A 21,789-nucleotide genomic window follows, 5' to 3' on the forward strand; every position below is an offset into this window, starting at 1 on the left:
CGTTCCTGTTATTTCGTCGGTTGCTGTGCATATTCGTCCATGATCCGCGCGGCGTAGGCGATTCCCTGGTGGAAGCGGTTGACCGGCATGTTTTCATTGGGCGCGTGAAGGTTGTTGTCGGGGGCTCCGAAACCGGACAGGACCGCCGGGTGCGGGATCGAGAGCATAATGATGCCCTGGATCGAGACGCCCTGAACGAGAGGCTGTGTTCCGAAAACCTTCTCGGCGGCAGTGATCGTCGCTTGGCTAATCGCCTCCCGGGCCGCCGTCTTATAGGGATTCTTCCGGGCCGTATGGACCACCACCTCGATGTCGTCGTAGCCGTGCTTGAGGAGATGCGCATTCAGCTTCTCGAGCTGCCGCTCCGGCTCCAGCTTCGGAGGACACCGGAAATCGAGCTTCGCCATGGCCTCGGCGGGCACGATTGTCTTTCCGCCCTCGCCGGTATACCCGGCAAGGAGGCCGCAGATATTGGCACTTGCCCCGAAATGAGTTCGCCGGAGCAGGTCCAGGTCGTCGTTCGTACTCAGATGGGTGGCGCCGAGTTGCCGCACGTATTCCGCGCGGTCGAAGAAGGCCAGTTCCTCCCGCAGGAAGCGTTCGTCGTCGGAATCGGGTGGGAGCCAGTCGTCATACCATCCGTCGATGAGAACGCGGCCCGTATCCGGATCGAAGATCGACGCCAGGGCATGAACAAGACGCCAGACAGGGCTTTTCACCGTCTGCGCCCGGCCCGACCAAATGTCGCTCTTGAGGCCGCGGATCCGCAACTCGACATAGAGGATCGCTTTGATTCCGAGGTGGATCTCCGGCTTCAGGCTCGTGCGGTTCACGCCACCGTCGAGGCCGATGGAGGCGTCGCACTGAAGGAGATCTTTGTGCTTCTCGACGAAATCCTCGAGATGGGGACTACCGATCTCCTCTTCACCCTCGAACAGGAAGACGAGGTTGACCGGCGGGGCGCCACAGACCTTGAGGAAGGCTTCAGCCGCCTTGATGAAAGCAATGACCCCGCCCTTGTTGTCGGTGGCCCCGCGGGCATAGATCACCCCGTCGCGGATCTCGGCCCCGAAGGGATCGGAATGCCAGAGCTCAAGTGGTTCCGGAGGTTGCACGTCGTAGTGGCCGTAGCACAGAAGCGTCCGGTCGGCCGCCGGATTGTGGAGATGGCCGATGACGACGGGCGGGCCGCCGTCGGTCGGGAGGATCTGCGCATTCGCGATGCCAGCTTCGATCATCTGGTTGCGCAGGAGTTCGGCGCAGGGCTCAAGTCCGACGCTCTGGGCCGATATGGACGGCTGGCGGAGAAGCGTCTGAAGATCGTGAACTGATTGATCTAGGTTCCTGTCGATGTGAGCGAGCACGTTGTCGATGTTGCCCATCTGGTCCTTCCGTCTGTGGCGTCGCCTTCCCTGACCGGGTCGGAGCACTGTTGCGGTCCGTTTGTTCTCGCTGCCTGGAACTGCAGCGTTCGTATCCTGCACTCGTTCGACGATGTGCTAGGCAACCTGAACCGCTTCGTCGAAGGTGAAGAATTCCGTGTCTCCTTCATTGTCGGCCCGCGGCCAAACCACGACGAAGTTTCCTTTTCGGTCGAGCACCGTCGCGCCAATGTGCCAGACGCCTGGAGAAATCGCGACTCCCACATTGCCATCCAGGATCCAGACGTGGACCGCTTCCAGATCGGGCGTTCCGTCGGGCTTCGATCCCATGACGCACACGACGAAGCGCGACACGTCGAGCGGCACGAAGGTCTGCCAGCAGTTGGGATGACGCTCCACGAAGGAGACCTTCAGAGGAAGCGTCGATGCCTCGACGCAGTTGACATGGAGCCGCGGCCGGAAGCTGGAATCCGCCGTCAGAAGAACAGCAGAAAAATCGGCCCGATGGCCGGCGAGACTCGGCCCGGCCAGGATGAGACCGAAGGGAGCGAATTCGTCTGCGCTGGCTCCAACATGGGAATGGATAACCGGCTGCGCGCGAGAGGTCACGTCGGCTAGGCGTTCTGTTTGAATGGGTTGATCAAGCATGGCATATCGAAGATTGTCCGCAGCTTGCCGCCGTTGCCGCAAGCCCGCTACGGCCCGTTATAGATCAGGCACGATTGTATTACAATCATAAAAATATACATCTCAGGAACAGGTGCCGTTCAGTGCCTCGGATGTCCAGCCTGAGGTCAGGCGTTGCTGCGACGGCGGCTGCGCTCGATGAGCAGCATATGATTCTCAAGAGCATTGTGAAGCACGTTCTCCGGACCTGGGGTCTTGATCTGACGCTGAAGGAACTTCATGAAATCCCGATGCTGCTCCGCGACTGCCATGAGGTTCTTGTCGCGATAGCGCTCGAAGTTGAAAATGATGAGCACGTGGCGAGCGATCGCTTCCCACAGCGCAGACGTGATCGGGTTGCGCGACGCGATGGAGATCGTCCGGTGAAACTCCAGGTCGGCCACCAGCGAAGCTCTCACGTCGCCGATCTTGGCGGCCCGCTTCATCATCTCAATGGCAACCTCAAGGGCATTGATGTCCTCCAGACCGTCGCGCCAGTTCCTGATCGCGTCGCGCAGAAGAAACGTCTCCAGCGCTAGGCGAACCTCGAACACCTGCTGTGTTGTCTCAGGTCCGAAATCGGCCACGCGATAGCCCTTGTGGCTCCCGCCGGTGAGGATTCCCTGTGCGTGAAGGACCCGAAGCGCCTCCCGGATGGGAACGCGGCTCACGCCGAGCCGCTCAGCAAGAGTGGTCTCGACTACTCGGTCGCCGGGGAGGAGATGCCGTGTCGAAATGGCCTCTGCAATGGAATCGGCAATCGAGTCGGTCAAAAGAAGCCGCTTCGGCTGCGGAAAGGCGTCGCCCGTCGGAAGAATAGGGTCCTTGTGTGCCACGGCTGATGTCCCGTTAAAATCGATTGATCCGGCAGCGGGTCAGGCGTCGAGACATCTTGCGCCAACTGCCGAGTGCCGGATCGTTATCGTGTTACATATAGTTCAGATTGTAATACACTGAGTTAGGCTCCCTGAGAAGCCTCGCTCTTCGACCGGAAAATCTGGACGGTTCGGCAAGACCCGGGTGGGCGTCCTGCCCCTCGACGCCGCATTGGGACCGGCGTGGGGCCGGAATTCGTCCTTCGGCCCGGATTTTCAACGCCGGCCAAACTCTTCCATGATGGCGGCCGCATACTTGATCCCCCTGATGTAGTTGTCGATCCGAATGTTCTCGTCGGGAGCGTGCAGGTTTGCGCCCGGATTGGCGAAGCCTGTCAGGACACAAGGGATCCAGACGTGCCGGAGGATTGTTCCTTCGGCAGAGACCCCGTTGACGATCGGAGCTTCGCCCCAGACGCGATGGGCGGCGGCGATGACAGCCTGGGACATGTCCTCCTTCACGGAGATCTTGTAGGGCGGTTCGGCGCTCTCCCGCGCGATCACCTCGATATGCCCGAAGCCGTGCTTCGACAGATGCCGTCTGAGGCGCTCCACGGCCTTCGCCGGGTCTATGTTCGGAATGAGCCGGAAATCCAGCTTCGCCCGCGCCTCATTGGGCACAATGGTCTTCATGCCGGGCCCCGTATAGCCTGCCACGAGGCCCTGGATATTGGCTGTCGGCTCATAGGTCCGTGCCCGAATGGCGTCGATGCCGTCACGCCCAAGGGCGAAGCGGTCGATCCCCCATTCCCGCCGCAAGGCGTCGAGATCGACGCGGGCGGCTTTGGCCCGGAGCTGCTCCTCGTCCTCGTCCTCGAGTTCGTAGAGGCCTTCATACCAGTCCTCGATGAGGATCCTGCGCTGATCGTCCATGATCGTTCCGAGAGCCCTCACGAGGTCCCAGGCAGGGCTGGGTAGGAGCGGGAAGTTCAGGGAATGCACATCTGATTTGGCGCCCCGGGCGACGAGCTCGACGAAGAGAACCGATTTCAGCCCGAGATCGACGTCCGGCAGGAGTGTCGCCGTATCGACGGACCCGTCCAGACAATGCATGCCGTCGGCTTCCAGGAGCGCCTTGTTGCACTCGACCCAGGGACCGAGGTGGATGCTGCCGATCTCTTCCTCGCCTTCGATAATGAACTTGAGGTTCACCGGAAGCCGGCCGCGGACGATTAGGAAGGCTTTGGCAGCCTTGTTGAAGGCAAGCACGCCGCTCTTGTTGTCCGTCGCGCCTCGTCCGTAGAGAACGTTGTCGACGACGGCGCCCGACCATGGACCCCCATGGCTCCAGGCCTCGATGGGCTCCGGCGGCTGGACGTCGTAATGCGAGTAGCACAGCATGGTCTTGGCCGAGGTGTCGGTCGTCATGTGACCGAAGATGACGGGCGGTCCTCCGTCGAGCTCGTGCAGTTGGGCATCGAGGCCGTCACGGAGCATCTGCCGCTGGACGAGTTCCGCGCAGTCGCGCAGCCCGACATTCTGGGCCGAGATGCTGGGCTGCCTGACCAGTTCCTGGAGATCGGCGATGGCCTCGTCGGCATTCCGGTCGATATAGTCGTAAATGTCCTGAAGCGTGTCGCTCATCATCCCTGTTCCTTCAGCGCCCGGCTCATTTCCCAGGCATTGAGCCGCTGCCCGCAATGTTCGTGATTTCGGCGCTCGGCGAGCGCCGCGAAGGTAGGTGCGAGCTCCATCGGATCCACCCACTTGGTCTTGAGATCCTCCGTGTAGTTGCGCTCCGACATGGGCGTGCGCATGAACATTCCGGGCGTCACCGTATTCACCTGGATGCCGAATGGGGCTCCCTCCAGGGCGAGGCACTTCATGAAACCCTCGAGGCCGTGCTTGGCCGCGCAATAGGCCGTCTCGTCGTGAAAGCCCTCGATGCCGGAGCGGGACGAGACCAGGACGATCGCGCCCCCGGCCTTCTGCATGCCGGGCCAGACCGCTCTGGTGAGCAGAAAGGCGGCCTGCAACCCCACGTTCACCGTCTGGTTCCAGAGCTCGAACGTCATGGCGCCGAACGGCGTCGGGACAAGGACCGCTGCGTTGTGAATGAGCGTGTCAACCGGGTCGGCTTCCACGCTCGACGCTCGAACAGCCTTGATCGTGGCCGAGGCGTCCGCGAGGTCCGCGGGGACTGTCTGGACGTTTGGCCCGAGGCGGTCCGCAAGACGCGCTAGGCCGTCGGCGTCACGGTCCAGCAGAACGAGCCGCGCCCCACGGTCATGGAGATGACGCGCGATGGCCTCGCCGAGACCGTTCGCCGCCCCGGTTATCATCACCCGTTGGAGGTTCAGCGGCTTCGGGCTCATGCGGAAATGTCGATCCAGCGACGGTCGCGATGCGACTCGAGAACGGCGTCGAGGACGAGCTGATTGCGCCACCCGTCGTAGAAGGTCGCGCCCTCCCGTGGCTGGCGCCCCTCGGCGATGGCAGCGGCCAGTTCCCGCATGACACCCACGACGGACACGTTCCAGATGCCCTTGTTCAAACCCGGGAGCGCCGCGTTAGGATCCGTCTCGGTCATGTCCTGGAAGGGTTCCCCGGCTCGGGCGACCATGAGCTTTTCGTCGGAGTTGTTGAGCAGGATCGTGCCCTCGCTGCCATAGATCTGGGTGACATTGTCCATTGCATGCCGGGCGACGCCGCTCAGAAAGACGCTCACGACGGCGCCCGACTCCATCTCGACGGTAAAATGGGTCGTATCGTCCGCCGTTGCGATCCAAGGCTCCCCGGTTGCCTTGTCGACCCGCTCGGGAACCATCGTGAGGGCTTGGCCGACGACCGACCGCGGCTCCCCGAACCACCAGCGCAGAAGGTCGGTCTGATGCGAACCATTCGCGCCAAGGCGGCCGCCCCCCTGATCCTTCATCGACCACCAGTCGCCTTTCGGGCGGGTATCCGGCGTCGCCCAGGACGGCCCGATATTGGTGATATGGGCGTGCCTGACTCGGCCGATATAGCCACTCTCGATCAGCGATTTAATCTTGCGGCGGTTCGGATTGAAGCGGAGCTCGTGATCAATCATGTGGACGCGCTCGAGCGCGACGGCGCGGTCGAGCATGGTCTTCGCCTCGCCCGCATTCATGGCCGTCGGCTTCTCGCACAGAACGTTGGCTCCTGCCTCAAGAGCGGCCAGCGCCATCGGAGCATGCGTGACGGTAGGGGTCGCGATGCAGACGAGGTCGACCTGGTGCTCCTGAAGCATCGCCTTCCAGTCGTCATAGGCATGGGGCACATTAAAGGCCTCGGCCGTGGTCCGGGCGCTCGCAAGCCGGGCGCTCGCAAGCGCTACGATCTCCGCGCCGGGCGTGTGGGCGAGCGCCGGGAGATAGGCCGCCTTGGCGAAACTCGCTCCGATGACTGCAACTCTCATTCTGGTCTCCTGGAAACGGATACGGTCGGCACGTTTAGCCGATCGATTTCAAACGGGGATCGAGGAAGTCTCTCAGCCAGTCGCCGAGAATATTGAAGGACAGGACCGTCAGGGCGATCGCCACGCCCGGAAACACGGCCAGCCACCAGCGGCCAGCGATCAGCTGGTCCCGGCTCTCGTTGAGCATGCCGCCCCAGGTGGGCGTCGTCGGAGGAACGCCAAGACCAAGAAACGACAGGGATGCCTCCGATAGGATCACACTGGCGACGTTGAATGAAGCGATGACAGTGAGCGGCGCGAGGATGTTCGGCAGGATCGTGCGGAACATGATGCTGCCCTTCGTGGCGCCGAGGGCGAAGGCGGCCTCGACATATTCCTTCTCGCGCTGGCCGATCGTCTGGGCTCTCGCGATCCGGGCGTAGGTCACCCACTGACCGATGCCAAGGACAAGGACTAAGTTCGTAAGGCCGGGCCCGAGGACAACGAGGAACATGATCGCGAGAAGGATGAACGGGAAGGCAAGCTGGATGTCTGCAAGCCTCATGATGAAGTCGTCGATGCGGCCGCCGAAATAACCTGCGATCAGGCCAAGCATGGTGCCGAGCGTTCCGCCAATGCAAACCGCGATGAATCCGACGAGGAGCGAGACGCGCGCACCATAGATGAGACGGGAGAAAACGTCCCGGCCGAGGGCGTCCGTCCCGAGGAGGTGGGGCGTGCGTCCCTGCCGGTCGACCTTCATGGGTTCCTGCAGCCGCTGGATGATGTTCTGACGGTTGGGATCCATGGGTGACACGGACGGCCCGAGGACCGCCGCGAAGGTCACGCAGGCGAGCACGACGAGCGCAAGGACAGGCCAACGGGCCCTCAGGAGGCTTTTGACCGCCCGGCGCAGCCCTTCTCGGCGCCGGGATCGCGGCACTTCGGCGGGCGCCAGAGCGGCGGCGGCGATGTGGGGTGGGCTTTGGACTTGTGTTTCCGACATGATCGTACCTCAGCCCAGACGGATTCGGGGATCGAGCTTGGCGTAGAGAATGTCCGTTACGAGATTCAGAAGGACGAAGAGGAGTGCGAAGACCACGACCGCCGCCTGGACGAGCGGAATGTCGCGCTGGTTGATGGCGTTGAAGACAAGACGGCCGACGCCGGGCCAAGCGAAGATCGTCTCGACGACAACGACGCCGGACAGGAGAAATCCGAACTCCAGGCCGAACATGGTCACCACGGGCAGCCAAGCATTGCGGAGCGCATGTGCCACAACTACCGTATATTCGCTCAGTCCCTTGGCTCGTGCAGTGCGCACGTAGTCCTGGTTCAGCACCTCGAGCATGGATGAGCGGACAAGACGCGCATTCCGGGCGAGAGAGAAGAACGCAATCGTGACGCCCGGGAGGATCAGATGCTCGACGGCGGACGGAAAATTCGCAAAAGCCGTGGCGAACTCGCCTCGGATCAGGGGGTCGAGCAGCGGCGAATGCCCTGAGATCGGAAGCCACCGCAGACCAAGGCCCACATAGAGGATGAGCATGATTCCGAGCCAGAAGCTCGGGAGGGACTGCCCGATCATCGCCATGGTCATTGCGGTTCCGTCGATTGCAGTCCCACGATAGAGAGCCGAAATCACCCCGATCGGAATTGCCGCGAAAATGGCGATGCTCATGGCAAACAGCGTGAGCTCGATCGTCGCCGGGAACCGCTCGAGGACAACATCAATCGCCGGCGTCCGATACGTCAGGGAAGTTCCGAAATCACCTTGGGCGAGCCGCTCGATATAGGTCGCGTACTGGATATGCAGGGGCTTGTCGAAACCGAGCTTGGCCCGTGTTTCCTGGATCTCCTCCTGGCTCGCGCGCTCGCTGACATAGAGGTACGTGGGGTCGCCGCCCATGTGAAGGGCAACGAAGCTGATGAGCGTCACCCCGAAAACGACGACGAGGCTTTGGAGCAGGCGACGGGCAATGAATGTCCACACGGGAGGTTCTGATCCGGCAATGGGTTAAGGTTCACCGGCCCGGCCAAGACGTTCGCCCGGCCGGGCTGTTCTGCCGACATCCGGCCCGCCGACAAGCAGGCCGGATGTCGTGTTCCACGAGGATTGCGCCGTCGCGGCTCTAGTTGAGCGAGACGTCAGCGAGGTCGATACGCTCGTCACGGCGTGGCTCCCACTTCGTGCGCTTGCTGATGCCGTAGAAGTTTGGCTGGAAGTACAGCATCAGCCAGGGCGACTGTTCGGCGAAGCGGGCGCTCATCTTGTCGGTGATCTCCTTCTGCTTGGCAGGATCCCGGGTGGCATAGAGCTCATTCCACATTCCGAAGAATACAGGATCGTTCCACTCGGTGTAGTTCGTCCCTGCGGTCGGAGCCGAGAAGTCCGCCAGATCGTAGGCCGCGTTCCATGTGTCGCCCCCAGTACCGAGGAAGAAGAGCGGTCCAGCATCATGGGCGCGAATGAGCGGCACATACACCGCGGCCCACTCATGCGGGGTGACGTTCGTCTTAACGCCGATGTCGGAGAAGTACTGCCCGATCGCGAGAGCCACATTCGCATCGCCGAAGTAGCGCCCATTTGGACTCTGGAGCGTCAGCTCGAAGCGCGTTCCACTCGCGTCCTTCAGATATCCGGCCTCGTCAAGAAGCTTCTCGGCCATCTTCGGATCGTAGGGGAAGGGCTTGAGCGCAGTGTTGTTGTTCGGAGGGTTGACCGGACTCGTGGCGCGTTCGCACTCGAAGCTCAGCAGGGTCGCGCAGATCGTAGGAACGTCGACGGCATACTGCAGGGCACGGCGCACTTCCGGCTTGGCGATGGCTTGCCCGCCCTTGGTGTTCCGGAACTTTTCCTTCTGATTGAACCCAACATAGATTCGCCGGGTTCCCGCAATCGGGACCACTTTCGCAGCATCGCTTCTGTCTACCGTTTCCTTCTGGTCGGGCGAGACGTTGGTGATGATGTCGACATTGCCGGCGAGCAGTTCTGCAACCCGGGTCGAACCCTCGGGAATGACGCGCCATATGACTTTCGCGAACTTCGCAGGGGCGAGCTTGAAGTCAGGGTTTTTCTCGAATGTGATTCGGTCGTCCTTGATCCACTCGACGAACTTGTAGGGACCTGAGCCGACGGGTTTGCGCGCGGCATCGTTCGGACTCATCTTGGCGTAAGAGTCCTTGCAATGGACATAGACCTCGGAAATCATGCCGAGTGCGATGGGATTGTAGCGCCCAATCTCGATTTCGACATCGAGGTCGCTGAGGGCAGTTGCTTTCTTGAACTGGATCGAACTGTAAACGAAGCCTGGCGTGTTTCCGGTGAATTTCAACGCCGGATCGGCGGCGCGGTTGAAGGAATAGGCAACATCCTCTGCGGTCAGCGCTTCACCGTCCTGACACTTCAGACCCTCGTTGAGCGTGAACACCCACTTCGTACCGTCATCGGAGACCTTGTACGACTTGGCGAAGTAAGGAGTGATCTGGCCATCCCCGCCGATTTTGTAGAGCGTTCCGAACAAGTTATCGAGCATATTCGATTCGTTGCGCGAGCTCACCTGGGCAGGATCGAGCGTACTCGCGTCGACGCCCTGGGACAGCGTCAGGACCGTGGGATCGGCCGCAAGCGCGGGCGCGGCGGCAATAACTACCCCGGCGAGCAGAGTCAGTTTAGTGGTCTTCATAGCTCTCTTTTCCCTCTGAAGAGTTCTGATCATGGCCTTCGTCGCTCTGGTCATACTCGTTCTTATTCCACTGCTAGGTGGTTTCTGCTCCATGCGCCTCCGGACCGGACGCGCATGACTGTCGTGTGTATCTGTCCGGAGGCACCGCGCTGAACGGCGGCCTGCCCAGACCTGGAGAAACAGATTGAACTGTCGACTTGCCTAACCTGTGGTCTGTATGATTATTATACAATACAGTCGCTCGGCAAGGTGCTGTCAAGTCGCGATCTTGACTGCAGCCGAGCTTCAGCCGGGCGGCCGTAAAAGGTTTTTTTCAACAAAGGGATAGGGGGCTCACGTGTTGCGTACGAACGCAGACCAACTGGTTGCCATGGCCGTCGCCGGGTCGGTCAGCCAGCCAACCCTTCGGGCGCCCGGCTACATTCCAGACAATGACGGTCTCGCCGTCGTCCTGTCCGGTATGGCCGGCATTGTCTACAATGTCCGCACCGGTGATCCCGCCTTCGGGTGGGCCGCCGATCACGTGGAGCCGGGCGTCTCGATCGCTAATGGCGACGAGAAACAGGATTTCGCACTACATTATCTTACATGCATCGGAAACAAGGCGACGGTCACGAGCGGGCTCGCCAAGGGGCAGAAGGGCATCGTCACCGGCGAGCATGCGCGCATGCTCATCGATTTCAGTGACGAAACCTACGAGGCGCTGGCCGTCGGGGATACGATCCAGATCGAGGCCTTGGGTCGGGGGCTCGCGCTCCTCGATTATCCTCATATCGAATTGAAGAAGATGAGTCCTCACCTTCTGGAAGCGATGCGCATCGAGGCCGTCAATGAGAGAACGATCCGGGTCCCGGTCGCCATGGAATTGCCGGCCCGGATTATGGGATCGGGGGCGGAGCTCAACAGTGAATATGTGGACCAGGACCTGATGTCAGGTGATAGGGCGCTGATGGCCGACCTGGGAATCGACAGAATGAAGCTTGGAGACCTCGTCGTCATCAATCACGTGGATCACCATTTCGGCCGGAGCTATCGGAAAGATGCCGTGAGCATAGGTCTTTGCATCCATGGCGATTCCGTCATGACAGGGCATGGACCGGGAATTCTGACCCTGATGACCTGTGCGACACCGAACATCCAATGGGTAATCGACGAAACCGCCAATCTCGGCCGCTATCTCGGCCTGACTACGAACTGAAAGTCCGAAGGGATCCCATGTCTGTTCAAACCAACGAGGATCGTCTCGTCGTCGTCTCCGTGTCCGGTTCCATCGTCCACCCGAGCTTTCCGGGCCTGCCAGCGGAGCCCTATCGCCTCGCAGCCGACGGGACGCCGTTCCTGCTGCCGACGTTCGGCGGGATCGTCTACAACATCTCCGTCGGCGACAGCGCCTTCGGTTGGATGGCGGACTGTGTGCACCCGGGCGTGAGCATTCACCACGGCTCCGACCTCGGCAACCGCGGCCTCAACGTCTTCGCTTGCGTTGGCAACGACGCCATGGTGATGAGCGGAGAAGGCAGAGGGGCGCGGGGGGTCGTGACGGGCAAGTCAGGTCGCTTCTCGGAGAACGTCATCGTCCATTTCGCCAAAGATGTGAGGCGAAGCCTCGCGGTCGGCGACAAGATCGTTATCCGTGCCACTGGAGTCGGAATGGAGGTGGCAGGCTTCCCGTCGATGCGATTGAAGAGCCTCTCGCCGCGCCTGTTCAGGGCACTCGCGCCGACGAATGCCGGCGGCAAGCTGCGGGTGCCGGTTGTGGCGACGATCCCGGCCCACCTGCTTGGAGCGGGCGCGGGACTCACGAGCGAGGGCGGAAGTCTCCATATCCAGACGACCGACCGAGATGCGATCAGGGCGGCGGGTCTCGACCGGCTCAAGTTGGGCGATATCGTGGCCCTTGAGGATTATGACAGCCGGTACCAGCACGGATATCTCAGGGGCGCAATCGGAGTTGCGGTCATCGGCCAGACCGATGGCCCACGCGCCGGCTACGGCCCGGGCATGACACTGCTGATGACGGACTCGAAAGGCCTCATCGAGCCTGTGGTTCAGAGAGACGTGAACATTGCAACGCTGCTAGACTTGGAGGCTTGAGCGGTGACGGTCACGATGATCTGTGTCGACCCGGAGCGGCTCAGGCGGTTCGCGCTTGATGCCTTCCAGACAATGGGGCTCGATAGCGAGCAGGCGGCGATCTCGGCCCATGCCCTGATGTATAGCGAGTTGCGCTTCCATCCTGGACAGGGACAGGGAGTTCGCCGCTTGCGCGCCTACCGCGACCGCATCGCGCAACGGCTGATCGATCCGGCAGGTCCTTTCACAATCGTGAAGGAAAGCCCCGCCCTTGCGCTTGTGGATGCCTGCAATGGACTGGGCAGCGTCACCGGCGTTAGGGCCATGCGCTTGGCTGTCGCGAAAGCCAAGGAGTGCGGCATCGGATCGGTGCTGGTGCGCGGCGGCACGCATTACGGCTCGTCGGCCGTCCACACGGCCGAGGCGGTGGAGGCCGATTGCATCGGCCTCGCAATGACGAATGCTGGTCCCGAGATGGCGCCATGGGGCGGGGCGACAGCGGTGGTCGGCACGAATCCCTGGTCTATTGCTGCTCCCACGGATCGCGGTTTTCCGGTGTCGCTCGACATAGCCTTGACCACAGCCGGCAAGGGTATGATGAGGTGGTACGCACGGGAAGGGCGCAAGATGCCCCTGGACTGGGCGCTCACGCCGGAGGGCGAAGAGACTGACGACCCTGCGGCTGCGATGACGGGCGCGCTTCTCGGCATCGGTCAGTACAAGGGTTACGGCCTGTCCTTCATGACCGACGCGATGACGGGAGTGCTTTCGGGAGGCGCATTCGGAACGCAGCCCTATTCCGATCTCGCCCGGCAGGACGTCTCTCACCTCTTCCTCGCCTTCGACATCGCATGGTTCCTGCCTGTCGCCGAGTACCGGTCGCGCATGGGCCGCTTCATCGACATGATCAAGGCGAGCCGGCTGCGCCCCGGCTACTCCGAGGTTCTGGTGCCAGGCGAGATCGAGGATAGGCGCGCCCGCGAGAAGCTCGCAACCGGCGTACCCCTGGACCGTGAGGTGTTCGAGGATCTCAACGAGCTCGGCCGAGAACTCGGGCTCTCCACCAGCTTGAAGGAGGCCGCATGACGCCCAATTCGCCCGTGAGCTTCACGGCGACTCCGCCGCTCCCGTCATCATCCGGGACGTCGCACCTCCTCGAGGTCCGTGACCTCAAGACCTATTTCGACAGCGACGCCGGAACGGTGAAGGCAGTCGACGGCGTTAGCTTCCACATCGACAAGGGGGAAACCTTGGCGGTCGTTGGGGAGTCCGGCTCCGGTAAATCGGTGACGAGCTTGTCGGTCATGCGACTGATCCCTCAGCCGCCCGGCCGCTTCGCCGGGGGGCGGATCCTCTTCAAGGGGCAGGACCTCCTCCAGAAATCGAAATCGGAGATGAGGCGCATCCGCGGCAACGAGATCGCTATGATCTTTCAGGAGCCGATGACGAGCCTCAATCCGGTGAAGACCGTCGGACACCAGATCGTGGAGGTGATCAGGCTCCACCAGCGCCTCTCGGCTCACCAAGCGCGCCGCAGGGCGATTGACATGCTGGAACTTGTCGGCATTCCGGAGCCGGGCAAGCGCATCGACAACTTTCCGCACCAGATGTCGGGCGGCATGCGCCAGCGCGTCATGATCGCCATGGCCCTTTCCTGCAACCCAGAGCTTCTTATCGCGGATGAGCCGACCACGGCGCTCGACGTGACGATCCAGGCGCAGATACTCGAACTCATGAGGCGGCTCCAGCGCGAGCTCGGCATGGCAATCCTCTTCATCACTCACGACCTCGGTGTCGTGGCCGAGATGGCTGACCGCGTCGTCGTGATGTATGGCGGCCGGGCCGTCGAGGAAGGACACGTCAAAGCGATCTTCGCCGACCCCAAAATGCCTTACACGGCTGGGCTCATGGGGTCGATCCCGCGCGTCAATCGCGATGGGCCGCGTCGGACGCGTCTTGCGGCGATACCCGGGAACGTCCCGAACCCGCTGCACCTGCCGCCCGGTTGCACCTTCAGCAACCGATGCAAGCACGTCCGCGAGACATGCCGTGAGACGCTGCCGCCGCTTGAGGATTCCGGCAACCGCCATATGGTGCGCTGCCTGCGCTGGCCCGACCTCTCACTCAAGCAGGAGTTGATCACATGACAAGTCTCCTGACCGATGCCGAGCACAATGTCGCTGCGCCGTCCTCAGCACTGCTCGACGTCCGTAACCTTCGCAAATACTTCCCGATCATGGGGGGGCTCATTCCGCGCGTCGTCGCGAACGTGAAGGCGGTCGAGGACGTCTCATTTACCGTCAAGGCTGGCGAGGTCGTCGGGCTCGTCGGCGAGTCGGGCTCTGGGAAAACGACGACGGGACGGGCGCTGCTTCGCCTGACCGAGCCGACATCCGGCGAGATCATGTTCGATGGGGTCGACATTGCGAAAGTTTCCGCGAAGCGGATGCGCGATTACAGGAAGGAGATGCAAATCGTCTTCCAGGATCCCTATGCGAGCCTCAATCCGAGGCTGACCGTCGAAGATACGATCATGCAGGCTTATCGTATCCACGGCCTGTGGGATCCGACCGAGCGGCGCGATCGTATCGTGGAACTCCTGGCGGCGGTTGGATTGTCGCGCCACCACCTCGACCGTTATCCGCACGAATTCTCGGGCGGGCAGCGTCAGCGCATCGGCATCGCCCGGGCCCTTGCGGTCAATCCGCGCTTCATCCTTGCAGACGAGCCCGTCTCGGCGCTCGATGTATCGATTCAGGCCCAGGTCATCAATCTGCTTCAGGACCTGAAGGAGCAGTTCGGCCTCACCATTCTCTTCATTGCGCACGACCTCTCAGTCGTGGAGTTCATCAGTGACCGCGTCATCGTCATGTACCTTGGCCGGATTGTCGAGAACGCACCCAGCGAGTCGCTCTACCGAAACCCGATCCACCCCTATACAGAGGCCCTTCTGTCCGCCATCCCGATCCCGGATCCGGAAGCGACCTACGAACGGAAGGTGCTGGAGGGCGACATTCCGAGCCCAATTAATCCTCCCTCTGGCTGCGTGTTCCGCACACGTTGCCCGCTGGCCACGAAGGCATGCGCCGAGACCGTTCCAGTGCTGGAGGAGAAGAGGCCCGGACATTTCGCCGCCTGTCTGAGGCGGTGATGGAGCCCGGCCCCGCATTCAAGGAGGAAAGCCGCGATCATAAAACATCCCCGAAACCAAGCAATTCATTGGAGACGGAACCGTAAAACGGCCGCGCCATTAAAGGCGGAACCGAGATCTCAGGTTGAAGTCAATTCTAGTGGGAAAGCAGCATGCGAACAGGTCTTATCGGGCTAGGAATCCTCCTGTCTTTCGTTGGCTCGGTGCACGCACAGGCACCCTCCGCGGACACTCTCGTCATTGCCCAGAGCGTCGACCTTGAGACTCTCGAGCCGGCGGAGATCAGGTCGACCAACGGAACGAACATCGCGATGCATCTGTGGGGTACTCTCCTGCGAACGGAGGATTCCGGCGACATCGTCCCGTTCATTGCCGAGAGCTACAGCTACAACGAGGCCGGAACGGAGATCTCCTTCAAGATTCGCAGTGGACTTGTCTGCGAAGACGGAGAACCTCTGACCGCGGAAGACGTGGCATATACTTTCAACCGAGCTGCTGATCCGCAGCTCAAGTTCAACGGGAATACGCCCGGCTTCGTCTTCAACTCGCTCGGCTTCGACGGGGCCTATGCGGCTTCGTCAGACGTGGCCGTCATCAAGACGAAGAGCTTTCAGCCTATCGCTCCGGGTCTCATCAGCCGTGTCTTCATCCATTGCAAGGACTCGTATGAGAAGATGAGCCCGAGCGATGCTGCGCGACGGCCTGTCTCTTCGGGACCCTACCGCCTCGTCCGATGGATTAAGGACGATCGGGTTGTCCTGGAGAAGCGTCCGGAATTTACGCTTCGGGACAGCTCCTTCAAGACGCTCGTGTGGCGAGTCATCCCGGCCGCAAGCACGCGTGCGGCCGAGTTGATCGCCGGGAATGTAGACATCGTGGCTAACTTCCTTCCCGACCAGCAGCAAGCGATCAACGCAAGCGGGCGGGCTGAGGTGAAGGCGGTCATTGGAACCCGCCGGATCTACATCGGCTTCAATCAGAAGGAGTCCTTCGCGAAACAATCTCCGGGCGGTTCCGCGATCCAGAAGCCGGAGGTGCGTCGAGCCCTCCAATATGCAGTCGACGTACCGTCGATCTGCAGAACGTTGCTCGGGGCGGAGTGCCAGCGTGCAACCGGACCGGCCAATGTCGGCCATCCGGACCTGAAGCCGTATCCCTATGATCCCGAGAAGGCGGAGGCGCTGCTGGACGAGGCTGGTTATCGAAGGGGACCAGATGGCGTCCGCTTCAGGCTCACGTTCCAAGCCCCGAACGGTCGCTACCTATCCGATGGCAATGTTGCAATGGCTGTTGGCCAGTACCTTACGGATATCGGAGTTGAGACGAAAGTGGAGCTTCTTGACTTTGTGTCCGGCTTCCAACCCCTGACGCGTACCCATGATGCCGGCCCGCTCTTCATGCTCGGGTCGGGCGGGGCCACGTGGAGCCAGATCTACGACATGAGCCTATTCTCGTCGAGAACGGCTGGCGCAAACTATGCCGAGTGGATGAACCCTGAGTGGGAGAAGCGGTGGCATCGTCTCTCGTCGGCACGCAATTCCAGAGAGCAGCAGACGCTCGTCAACGAGATGCTCGAGATCTTCTATAAGGATCCTCCGTGGCTTCTGCTCTATTCCCAGCCGGATTTCTACGGCGTTGCCAACCGGATCGACTGGAAACCACGCCGGGACGAAGAGATCTACGCCGCAGAGGTCCGCCTGAAGAAGACATGAGACTGGCGGATCGGTGCGGCGACGGATTCTCTGGGTATGATCACAGGCGCGATAGCTGAGTGACGAAAGGACGGAGGCCCCTCGGCCTCCCGTCCAGCCCATAGGACGCAGGCAGGCTGGGAACTGCCCCGGACGACGTAACCGTCAGTGCCGCGCCACTGCGCCGGGCAAGCTCCAGAGCATAGAGCCCGCCAGCTCCCGTCTCTTTGCCGATCACGAGCAGCAGGTCTTTGAGGGGCATGTCAGCCTCCTCTCATTAAGGCGCAGCAGAGGTGCGTCATGTGGGCACCAGCTTATGTGCAATGATCGCACAGCCAGGTACGACAACCTACCGGTGGCTGTCACCACCTCGTCTGGCAGCTGTCATGGATCCGGACCGGAGCACTCTGTTACCTCTTCGCCTGCCGAAGACGGTGACGAACGCGCTTTTCCTGCCCATCGTCACACCGTAACCTGACAGCAGCTGGGTGACCAGCGGCACCCTTTGTGGAAGGCTGATATATGATGAGCACCGCCCGCGTCTTTCTGCTTGCCTCCTCCCTGGCGCGCCTGATTGAGAAGGAGAGGGGAGGCCAACACATCCGGCAGGGCTACTTCCCGGAGCGGCCAGGCCGGAGCACTCATGTGCAGGTGGAGGGCGAGACGGGTCAGCTCATCCTGGTCTCCAATCACCCAAGTGGCCCTGTTGAGGAGGCCGCGGATATTCCCCGCTCTCAGGCCGAGGCTCTGCTGGAGCTGACGGCCGGACAGGTGGAATACCTGAGTGTCAACCTGGCCATCGGCACCCAAACGATCATGATCTGCCGCTTCCTTACACCCGGACCGCTGGATCTGATCACGCTCACGTTCGAGCAGAGCCAGCAGGCCCGCAAGTTTCAGCCGCTGGCCTGGTTTGGTCCGGAGGTCACGGAAGATTCTGCCTATCAAAGCCGCGCCATGGCTCTGGCCGGGCTGCCCGCAGCACCTGAGGTGGAGATTACAGACGCGGCGCTCCACAGCCTGCTCGATACCCTGGACGGCCGCGTGGGATCCCACCAGCCGCAAGCGCCTGCTCCCCAGCCGGTTGCACCCTCTGTGTCGGCTGAGGCTGAAGATGAGCACGATCAGGATGATCTCAACATCGAGGACAGCGTCGTCCGCGATCTCGCCCGGTCCTTGAGCCCTCGCCGACGCTGACCGGCCCGACGAGCGCTCAACTCCGCTACGGGCCAGCCAGCCTCTGCGGAGCAGCCTGATTGAGCGTCTGCGGCTCTGATCAGGCTGTCTTCAGATTGACGGCTGACTCTTTGCCGGAGCGGCGGTCGGCCTCGACCTCATAGGTGATCTTCTGGCCTTCCGCCAGGCCACGCAGGCCAGCACGCTCGACCGCACTAATGTGCACGAACACGTCCTTGCCGCCGCTGTCCGGCTGAATGAAGCCATAACCCTTCTGCTCGTTGAACCACTTCACCGTCCCTGTCGCCACGAAACTCTTCCCTCTGTTGTGCAGGATCATGAGGGCGCCCACCTAATCTCTTGGCCACCTTCACATCAGGCAGTGCAGCCTCTCGCATCAGTGGTACTGTATCCGCTCAGCAGATGTGATCAAGGCAGCTGGCCGGGTGTGCTCACAGCTGAGTTCTTTCAGGGGCTGTTGCGATCACTGTCCATCTGTGCTTTGCCCCATAAGGTGCCTACTCACCACGATAACCGGCCCGGGTTCAGCCCCGACAACGAGACTGCAAGCAGATGCCCTATCGTCTTATCCAACTGGCTCCCGGCAGCTACGATCTTCTGCTGGACGGTGAGATCATTGGGAGCATCGTGCGGAGTGGCGCGCGCACCGATCAGGTCACGTGGACTGCAGAACTTCTGAACGATCCTAGCCCAAGGCAGTGGCCGCTGCCATTTACTCAGGTCGAGCACACGTTCAGGACACTTGAAGAGGCGTGCGCCTGGCTGGGCGATCCCGAGATCAAGCCGCTGCGCCGCACCGAATAGGCGCTGTGACCAGCCCATACATTGCTGTGACACGAGCAGGGCCCAGGTGCCTTGGACCCTAATAGGCCCAGCTTTGCGCTTTGGTCACCAGAAAGTCCCGGAACACCTGAAGCCGGGCAACAGAGCGCACCTCCTCGGGAAATACCAGATAGGAGTCGAGGGTCGGCATCTCGATATCGCACAGCACCTGTTTCACATGCCGGTTGTTGCTCATCGCATAGTCCGGCGCCATCCCAACCCCGGCGCCCGTCTCGATCGCCCGCCGTAGTGCAAGACTGTCATTCACAATCAATCGGCTCAGGCGCGGATCCTTCGCAGGGCGTCCCCAGGTCGCCAGCTGATGAAGTTCAAGAACGAACGGCGGCTGCTCGCCGCCCAGACTGATGAGGCGGTGGCCGTCGAGATCCGCCACCGCCTGAGGGTCGCCGAACTTCTCAATGTAACTATGGGCGGCATAAGCATGGTAGTGAATGGTGAACAGGCGCCGCTGGATCATTTCCGGCTGAGCCGGCCGCCGCAGCCGAATGGCAATGTCAGCCTCCCGCATCGACAGGTCCAACTCGTCCTGGGTGAGGATCAGCTGGATGCGGATCTCGGGATAGAGATCGAGAAACTCCGTGACGCGCTGGGCCAGCCAGATGCCACCAATCCCCACGGTAGCGGTGACCTTAAGCTCTCCGGCAGGCCGCTCACTGGTCTCGGTGAGCCGCTGGCGCGTTCGCTCGAGGCGCAGGCGCATGTCCTGGGCCGCCTTGAAGAGCACCTCACCATGCTCCGTCAGAATGAGACCACGGGCATGGCGGTGAAACAGCGGAACCTTGAGGTCCTGCTCAAGCGCACTGATCTGGCGGCTGATGGATGACTGATTGACGCCCAGCTTGTCGCCGGCCCGAGTGAAGTTGCCAGCCTCCGTCACCTCGTAGAACAGCCTGATCTTGTCCCAGTCCACCGCGGAGCCCTCACATGGGAGGTCAGTTACTGCACCGGGGAGGCCTACGGCAAGTCACCATTCAACGCGGGAGCTTGGCTGCGATCGCTGGCCGGGGTCATCGCAGAATCTTCCCGGAATCCTACGCTAAGCCGCTTCGAGGAAGGGCGAGCGTGGACTTCGGAGGGGACGGAAGTGCCCGATGAGGGGCTTGGTCGGCCAAACATAATCCCCATTGAAGCTGATGTGCTCCCAGCCCAGCGGTGCGATATGGGCCAGGAGCTCATCCGGCAGGTGCCCGCCACCGGAGCGGAGCTCCTCAACGGCTCGGCTGAGATAGACCGTGTTCCAGAGGATGATGGCGGCGATCGTCAGGTTGAGGCCGGAGGCGCGGTAGCGCTGGTTCTCAAAGGTCCGGTCCCGGAGTTCGCCATGGCGGTGGAAGAATAGGGCTCGGGCCAGAGCATTGCGAGCCTCGCCCTTGTTGAGCCCAGCATTGGTGCGCCGGCGCAGAGCCGGGTCCGAGATCCAGTCGAGCGTGAACAGCGTGCGTTCCAAACGACCGATTTCTCGAAGAGCCTTGGCGAGAGCATTCTGGCGCGGATAAGCCGAGAGCCGACGCATCAGCACCGAGGGTGCAACCGTGCCAGCCCGGATTGAACCTGCCATCCGCAGGACTTCGTCCCAGTTCTCCTTGATGCAGTGGAGGTTGATTGAACCTCCAATCATCACGCCGAGGCTGCCGTAATCAGCCCGGTCGCCGGTGACATAAAGGCGGCGATCGGCAAGATCCCGAATCCGTGGGGCAAACCGGAAGCCGAGGAGATGGCACAGGCCGAACACGTGCTCGGTGACACCTCCAGTGTCGGTATAATGCTCCCGGATCGCGAGCGTGCTTTCGTGGTGCAGCAAGCCATCCAGAACATGGAGCGCTTCGCTGGCGTTGGCGGCAATCACCTGAGTGTGGAATGGTGCAAACCGATCGGAGATGAACGTGTAGAACTTCGCTCCTGGCTCTGAGCCGTAGCGGGCGTTGTGATCGGCGCGGCCTTGCCCATGCCCACCCGCTCGGAAGAACTGACCATCCGAGGATGAAGTGGCGCCATCACCCCAGACGACGGTGAAGGGCTGAGCATGGATGGCATCGACCAGGGCAGCCAGCCCAGCCTGATAAGTCTCATCGCGAATGTGCCACTCCGCCGTCCAGAGCAGGTGAGAATGGCTGAAGAGGCCAGAGCTCCGCGCCATTCGTGCCAGCCCCAGATTGGTTGCGTCCGCCAGAATGGCCGTTTTGAGAGCGACTGGGTTCTCTGGAGGTGCCCCGGATCGGAGATGGCTGAATCGATCCGCAAAGTTCGTCCAGCTGTGGACCTCGGCGAGAAGATCGGTGATCCGCAGACGGGGAAGCATGCTGTATAGCCGCCGGGCGATATCATCAATGCCGGTATCGTTCTGGCGGATCGGGCTGATCGAAAGCCCTGCCGATGAGATAACTGCCTCGGAAAGCTCGCCGGCTTCAGCCTGCACTCCAACCTCGCGAAGCCGCCGATCCAGTGTGGCACAGCGCTCCTCACGCCAAGCCTGGAAGCTGTCAGGAACAGCAAGACCGAGTTCACTACTCTGACGACGGATGGCGAATGCCGCTGAAGGCAGGAGGAAGTCGTCGAACGCCCGGTAGGACCGGCTTCCCTCCACCCAGATATCTCCTGCCCGCAGCCGATCTCGAAGGGCGACGATGACGCCGATCTCCCAGGCCCGCCGGTCGACAGAGGCGCCTTTCCCAATGAGCTTTCGCCAAGCAGGTGTCATGAAAGCGGTCGGGACGCCAGCCGGGAGCTTGCGCTGGCCAGAGGCGTAAAGCGTCTGCAGGAGCTCGATGGCGGTGAGCAGGTGATCGGATGCCTTCCATGAATGGAAGGTGAAGGTCCGAAGGATCATTTTGCCGACCCGGTGAATGCCGGGATAGTGGTCAATGACC

The 21,789-nt window shown here is 61.6% G+C and carries 21 protein-coding genes; 8 read left to right on the forward strand and 13 right to left on the reverse strand.

From position 1 onward, the window contains the following. Positions 1-8: 8 nt before the first annotated feature. From ILT44_RS17000 to ILT44_RS17040, 9 genes are all read right to left on the reverse strand, one after another. Entirely contained in the window at positions 9-1,382 is a 1,374-nt protein-coding gene (locus ILT44_RS17000) for a M20/M25/M40 family metallo-hydrolase (protein WP_204240794.1), read from the reverse strand. Between the two features lie 117 nt (positions 1,383-1,499). Further along, positions 1,500-2,030 (reverse strand): ureidoglycolate lyase, encoded by a 531-nt coding sequence (locus ILT44_RS17005; protein ID WP_204240795.1) that lies wholly within the window; start codon positions 2,028-2,030, stop codon positions 1,500-1,502. Between the two features lie 146 nt (positions 2,031-2,176). Next, complete coding sequence (locus ILT44_RS17010) at positions 2,177-2,884, reverse strand: GntR family transcriptional regulator (RefSeq protein ID WP_204240796.1); 708 nt, start codon at positions 2,882-2,884, stop codon at positions 2,177-2,179. Between the two features lie 255 nt (positions 2,885-3,139). Further along, positions 3,140-4,507: a M20/M25/M40 family metallo-hydrolase gene (locus ILT44_RS17015; RefSeq protein WP_204240797.1), complete on the reverse strand. Its 1,368-nt coding sequence runs from the start codon at positions 4,505-4,507 to the stop codon at positions 3,140-3,142. Beyond that, positions 4,507-5,238: an SDR family NAD(P)-dependent oxidoreductase gene (locus tag ILT44_RS17020; protein WP_204240798.1), complete on the reverse strand. Its 732-nt coding sequence runs from the start codon at positions 5,236-5,238 to the stop codon at positions 4,507-4,509. The genes ILT44_RS17015 and ILT44_RS17020 overlap by 1 nt, the downstream gene beginning before the upstream one ends. Continuing rightward, positions 5,235-6,302 carry a Gfo/Idh/MocA family protein gene (locus tag ILT44_RS17025; RefSeq protein WP_204240799.1) on the reverse strand — a complete coding sequence of 356 codons (1,068 nt, stop codon included), beginning with the start codon at positions 6,300-6,302 and terminating at the stop codon, positions 5,235-5,237. The genes ILT44_RS17020 and ILT44_RS17025 overlap by 4 nt, the downstream gene beginning before the upstream one ends. A 34-nt stretch (positions 6,303-6,336) precedes the next feature. Beyond that, positions 6,337-7,287, reverse strand: a complete 951-nt coding sequence (locus ILT44_RS17030; RefSeq protein WP_204240800.1) for an ABC transporter permease — start codon at positions 7,285-7,287, stop codon at positions 6,337-6,339. 9 nt (positions 7,288-7,296) lie between these two features. Beyond that, positions 7,297-8,274, reverse strand: a complete 978-nt coding sequence (locus tag ILT44_RS17035; protein WP_204240801.1) for an ABC transporter permease — start codon at positions 8,272-8,274, stop codon at positions 7,297-7,299. 139 nt (positions 8,275-8,413) lie between these two features. Beyond that, the gene (locus tag ILT44_RS17040; protein WP_204240802.1) at positions 8,414-9,967 is read right to left on the reverse strand and encodes an ABC transporter substrate-binding protein; all 1,554 of its coding nucleotides are present in this window, start codon (positions 9,965-9,967) and stop codon (positions 8,414-8,416) included. A 337-nt stretch (positions 9,968-10,304) separates the two neighbouring features. On the opposite strand from ILT44_RS17040, the gene ILT44_RS17045 reads away from it, so the two are divergent. The 6 genes from ILT44_RS17045 (at position 10,305) to ILT44_RS17070 (ending at position 16,903) form a co-directional block, all read left to right on the forward strand. Then, the gene (locus tag ILT44_RS17045) at positions 10,305-11,165 is read left to right on the forward strand and encodes a DUF4438 domain-containing protein (protein WP_204240803.1); all 861 of its coding nucleotides are present in this window, start codon (positions 10,305-10,307) and stop codon (positions 11,163-11,165) included. A 17-nt stretch (positions 11,166-11,182) separates the two neighbouring features. Continuing rightward, positions 11,183-12,061 (forward strand): DUF4438 family protein, encoded by an 879-nt coding sequence (locus ILT44_RS17050; RefSeq protein WP_204240804.1) that lies wholly within the window; start codon positions 11,183-11,185, stop codon positions 12,059-12,061. Between the two features lie 3 nt (positions 12,062-12,064). After that, positions 12,065-13,126 carry an Ldh family oxidoreductase gene (locus ILT44_RS17055; protein ID WP_204240805.1) on the forward strand — a complete coding sequence of 354 codons (1,062 nt, stop codon included), beginning with the start codon at positions 12,065-12,067 and terminating at the stop codon, positions 13,124-13,126. Then, positions 13,123-14,187 (forward strand): ABC transporter ATP-binding protein, encoded by a 1,065-nt coding sequence (locus tag ILT44_RS17060; protein WP_204240806.1) that lies wholly within the window; start codon positions 13,123-13,125, stop codon positions 14,185-14,187. Before ILT44_RS17055 ends, ILT44_RS17060 begins: the two co-directional genes overlap by 4 nt. Further along, complete coding sequence (locus ILT44_RS17065; protein WP_204240807.1) at positions 14,184-15,191, forward strand: ABC transporter ATP-binding protein; 1,008 nt, start codon at positions 14,184-14,186, stop codon at positions 15,189-15,191. The genes ILT44_RS17060 and ILT44_RS17065 overlap by 4 nt, the downstream gene beginning before the upstream one ends. A 152-nt stretch (positions 15,192-15,343) precedes the next feature. After that, positions 15,344-16,903, forward strand: coding sequence for an ABC transporter substrate-binding protein (locus ILT44_RS17070; protein ID WP_204240808.1), 1,560 nt, complete (start codon positions 15,344-15,346; stop codon positions 16,901-16,903). Positions 16,904-16,943: 40 nt separating this feature from the next. Here ILT44_RS17070 and ILT44_RS17075 read toward each other — a convergent pair whose 3' ends face one another. Continuing rightward, positions 16,944-17,144, reverse strand: coding sequence for a hypothetical protein (locus ILT44_RS17075; protein ID WP_204240809.1), 201 nt, complete (start codon positions 17,142-17,144; stop codon positions 16,944-16,946). A gap of 260 nt (positions 17,145-17,404) precedes the next feature. Between ILT44_RS17075 and ILT44_RS17080 the strand changes: the two genes are divergently transcribed. Beyond that, entirely contained in the window at positions 17,405-18,079 is a 675-nt protein-coding gene (locus tag ILT44_RS17080) for a CYTH domain-containing protein (RefSeq protein WP_204240810.1), read from the forward strand. A 79-nt stretch (positions 18,080-18,158) separates the two neighbouring features. Here the strand turns inward: ILT44_RS17080 and ILT44_RS17085 are convergent, their stop codons facing one another. Continuing rightward, positions 18,159-18,368, reverse strand: a complete 210-nt coding sequence (locus ILT44_RS17085) for a cold-shock protein (RefSeq protein WP_307826535.1) — start codon at positions 18,366-18,368, stop codon at positions 18,159-18,161. A 263-nt stretch (positions 18,369-18,631) separates the two neighbouring features. Between ILT44_RS17085 and ILT44_RS17090 the strand changes: the two genes are divergently transcribed. Beyond that, on the forward strand, positions 18,632-18,883 hold the full coding sequence (locus tag ILT44_RS17090; protein ID WP_204240812.1) for a hypothetical protein: 252 nt from the start codon (positions 18,632-18,634) through the stop codon (positions 18,881-18,883). 58 nt (positions 18,884-18,941) lie between these two features. Here ILT44_RS17090 and ILT44_RS17095 read toward each other — a convergent pair whose 3' ends face one another. Both ILT44_RS17095 and ILT44_RS17100 read right to left on the reverse strand, forming a co-directional pair. Next, positions 18,942-19,832, reverse strand: a complete 891-nt coding sequence (locus ILT44_RS17095) for a LysR family transcriptional regulator (RefSeq protein WP_204240813.1) — start codon at positions 19,830-19,832, stop codon at positions 18,942-18,944. A 126-nt stretch (positions 19,833-19,958) separates the two neighbouring features. Further along, positions 19,959-21,789 (reverse strand): Tn3 family transposase (locus ILT44_RS17100; RefSeq protein ID WP_204240814.1); only part of this gene is annotated, 1,831 nt, incomplete at its 5' end.

The organism is Microvirga arvi, from assembly GCF_016892765.1.
In the GTDB taxonomy this organism is placed as follows: Bacteria; Pseudomonadota; Alphaproteobacteria; order Rhizobiales; family Beijerinckiaceae; genus Microvirga; species Microvirga arvi.

Bases quoted from the DNA above. Each gene is read 5' to 3' on its own strand.
- ILT44_RS17000 (WP_204240794.1), bottom strand. From the start codon at position 1,382: ATGGGCAACATCGACAACGTGCTCGCTCACATCGACAGGAACCTAGAT.
- ILT44_RS17005 (WP_204240795.1), bottom strand. From the start codon at position 2,030: ATGCTTGATCAACCCATTCAAACAGAACGCCTAGCCGACGTGACCTCT.
- ILT44_RS17015 (WP_204240797.1), bottom strand. From the start codon at position 4,507: ATGAGCGACACGCTTCAGGACATTTACGACTATATCGACCGGAATGCC.
- ILT44_RS17020 (WP_204240798.1), bottom strand. From the start codon at position 5,238: ATGAGCCCGAAGCCGCTGAACCTCCAACGGGTGATGATAACCGGGGCG.
- ILT44_RS17025 (WP_204240799.1), bottom strand. From the start codon at position 6,302: ATGAGAGTTGCAGTCATCGGAGCGAGTTTCGCCAAGGCGGCCTATCTC.
- ILT44_RS17030 (WP_204240800.1), bottom strand. From the start codon at position 7,287: ATGTCGGAAACACAAGTCCAAAGCCCACCCCACATCGCCGCCGCCGCT.
- ILT44_RS17040 (WP_204240802.1), bottom strand. From the start codon at position 9,967: ATGAAGACCACTAAACTGACTCTGCTCGCCGGGGTAGTTATTGCCGCC.
- ILT44_RS17050 (WP_204240804.1), top strand. From the start codon at position 11,183: ATGTCTGTTCAAACCAACGAGGATCGTCTCGTCGTCGTCTCCGTGTCC.
- ILT44_RS17060 (WP_204240806.1), top strand. From the start codon at position 13,123: ATGACGCCCAATTCGCCCGTGAGCTTCACGGCGACTCCGCCGCTCCCG.
- ILT44_RS17065 (WP_204240807.1), top strand. From the start codon at position 14,184: ATGACAAGTCTCCTGACCGATGCCGAGCACAATGTCGCTGCGCCGTCC.
- ILT44_RS17070 (WP_204240808.1), top strand. From the start codon at position 15,344: ATGCGAACAGGTCTTATCGGGCTAGGAATCCTCCTGTCTTTCGTTGGC.
- ILT44_RS17075 (WP_204240809.1), bottom strand. From the start codon at position 17,144: ATGCCCCTCAAAGACCTGCTGCTCGTGATCGGCAAAGAGACGGGAGCT.
- ILT44_RS17080 (WP_204240810.1), top strand. From the start codon at position 17,405: ATGATGAGCACCGCCCGCGTCTTTCTGCTTGCCTCCTCCCTGGCGCGC.
- ILT44_RS17090 (WP_204240812.1), top strand. From the start codon at position 18,632: ATGCCCTATCGTCTTATCCAACTGGCTCCCGGCAGCTACGATCTTCTG.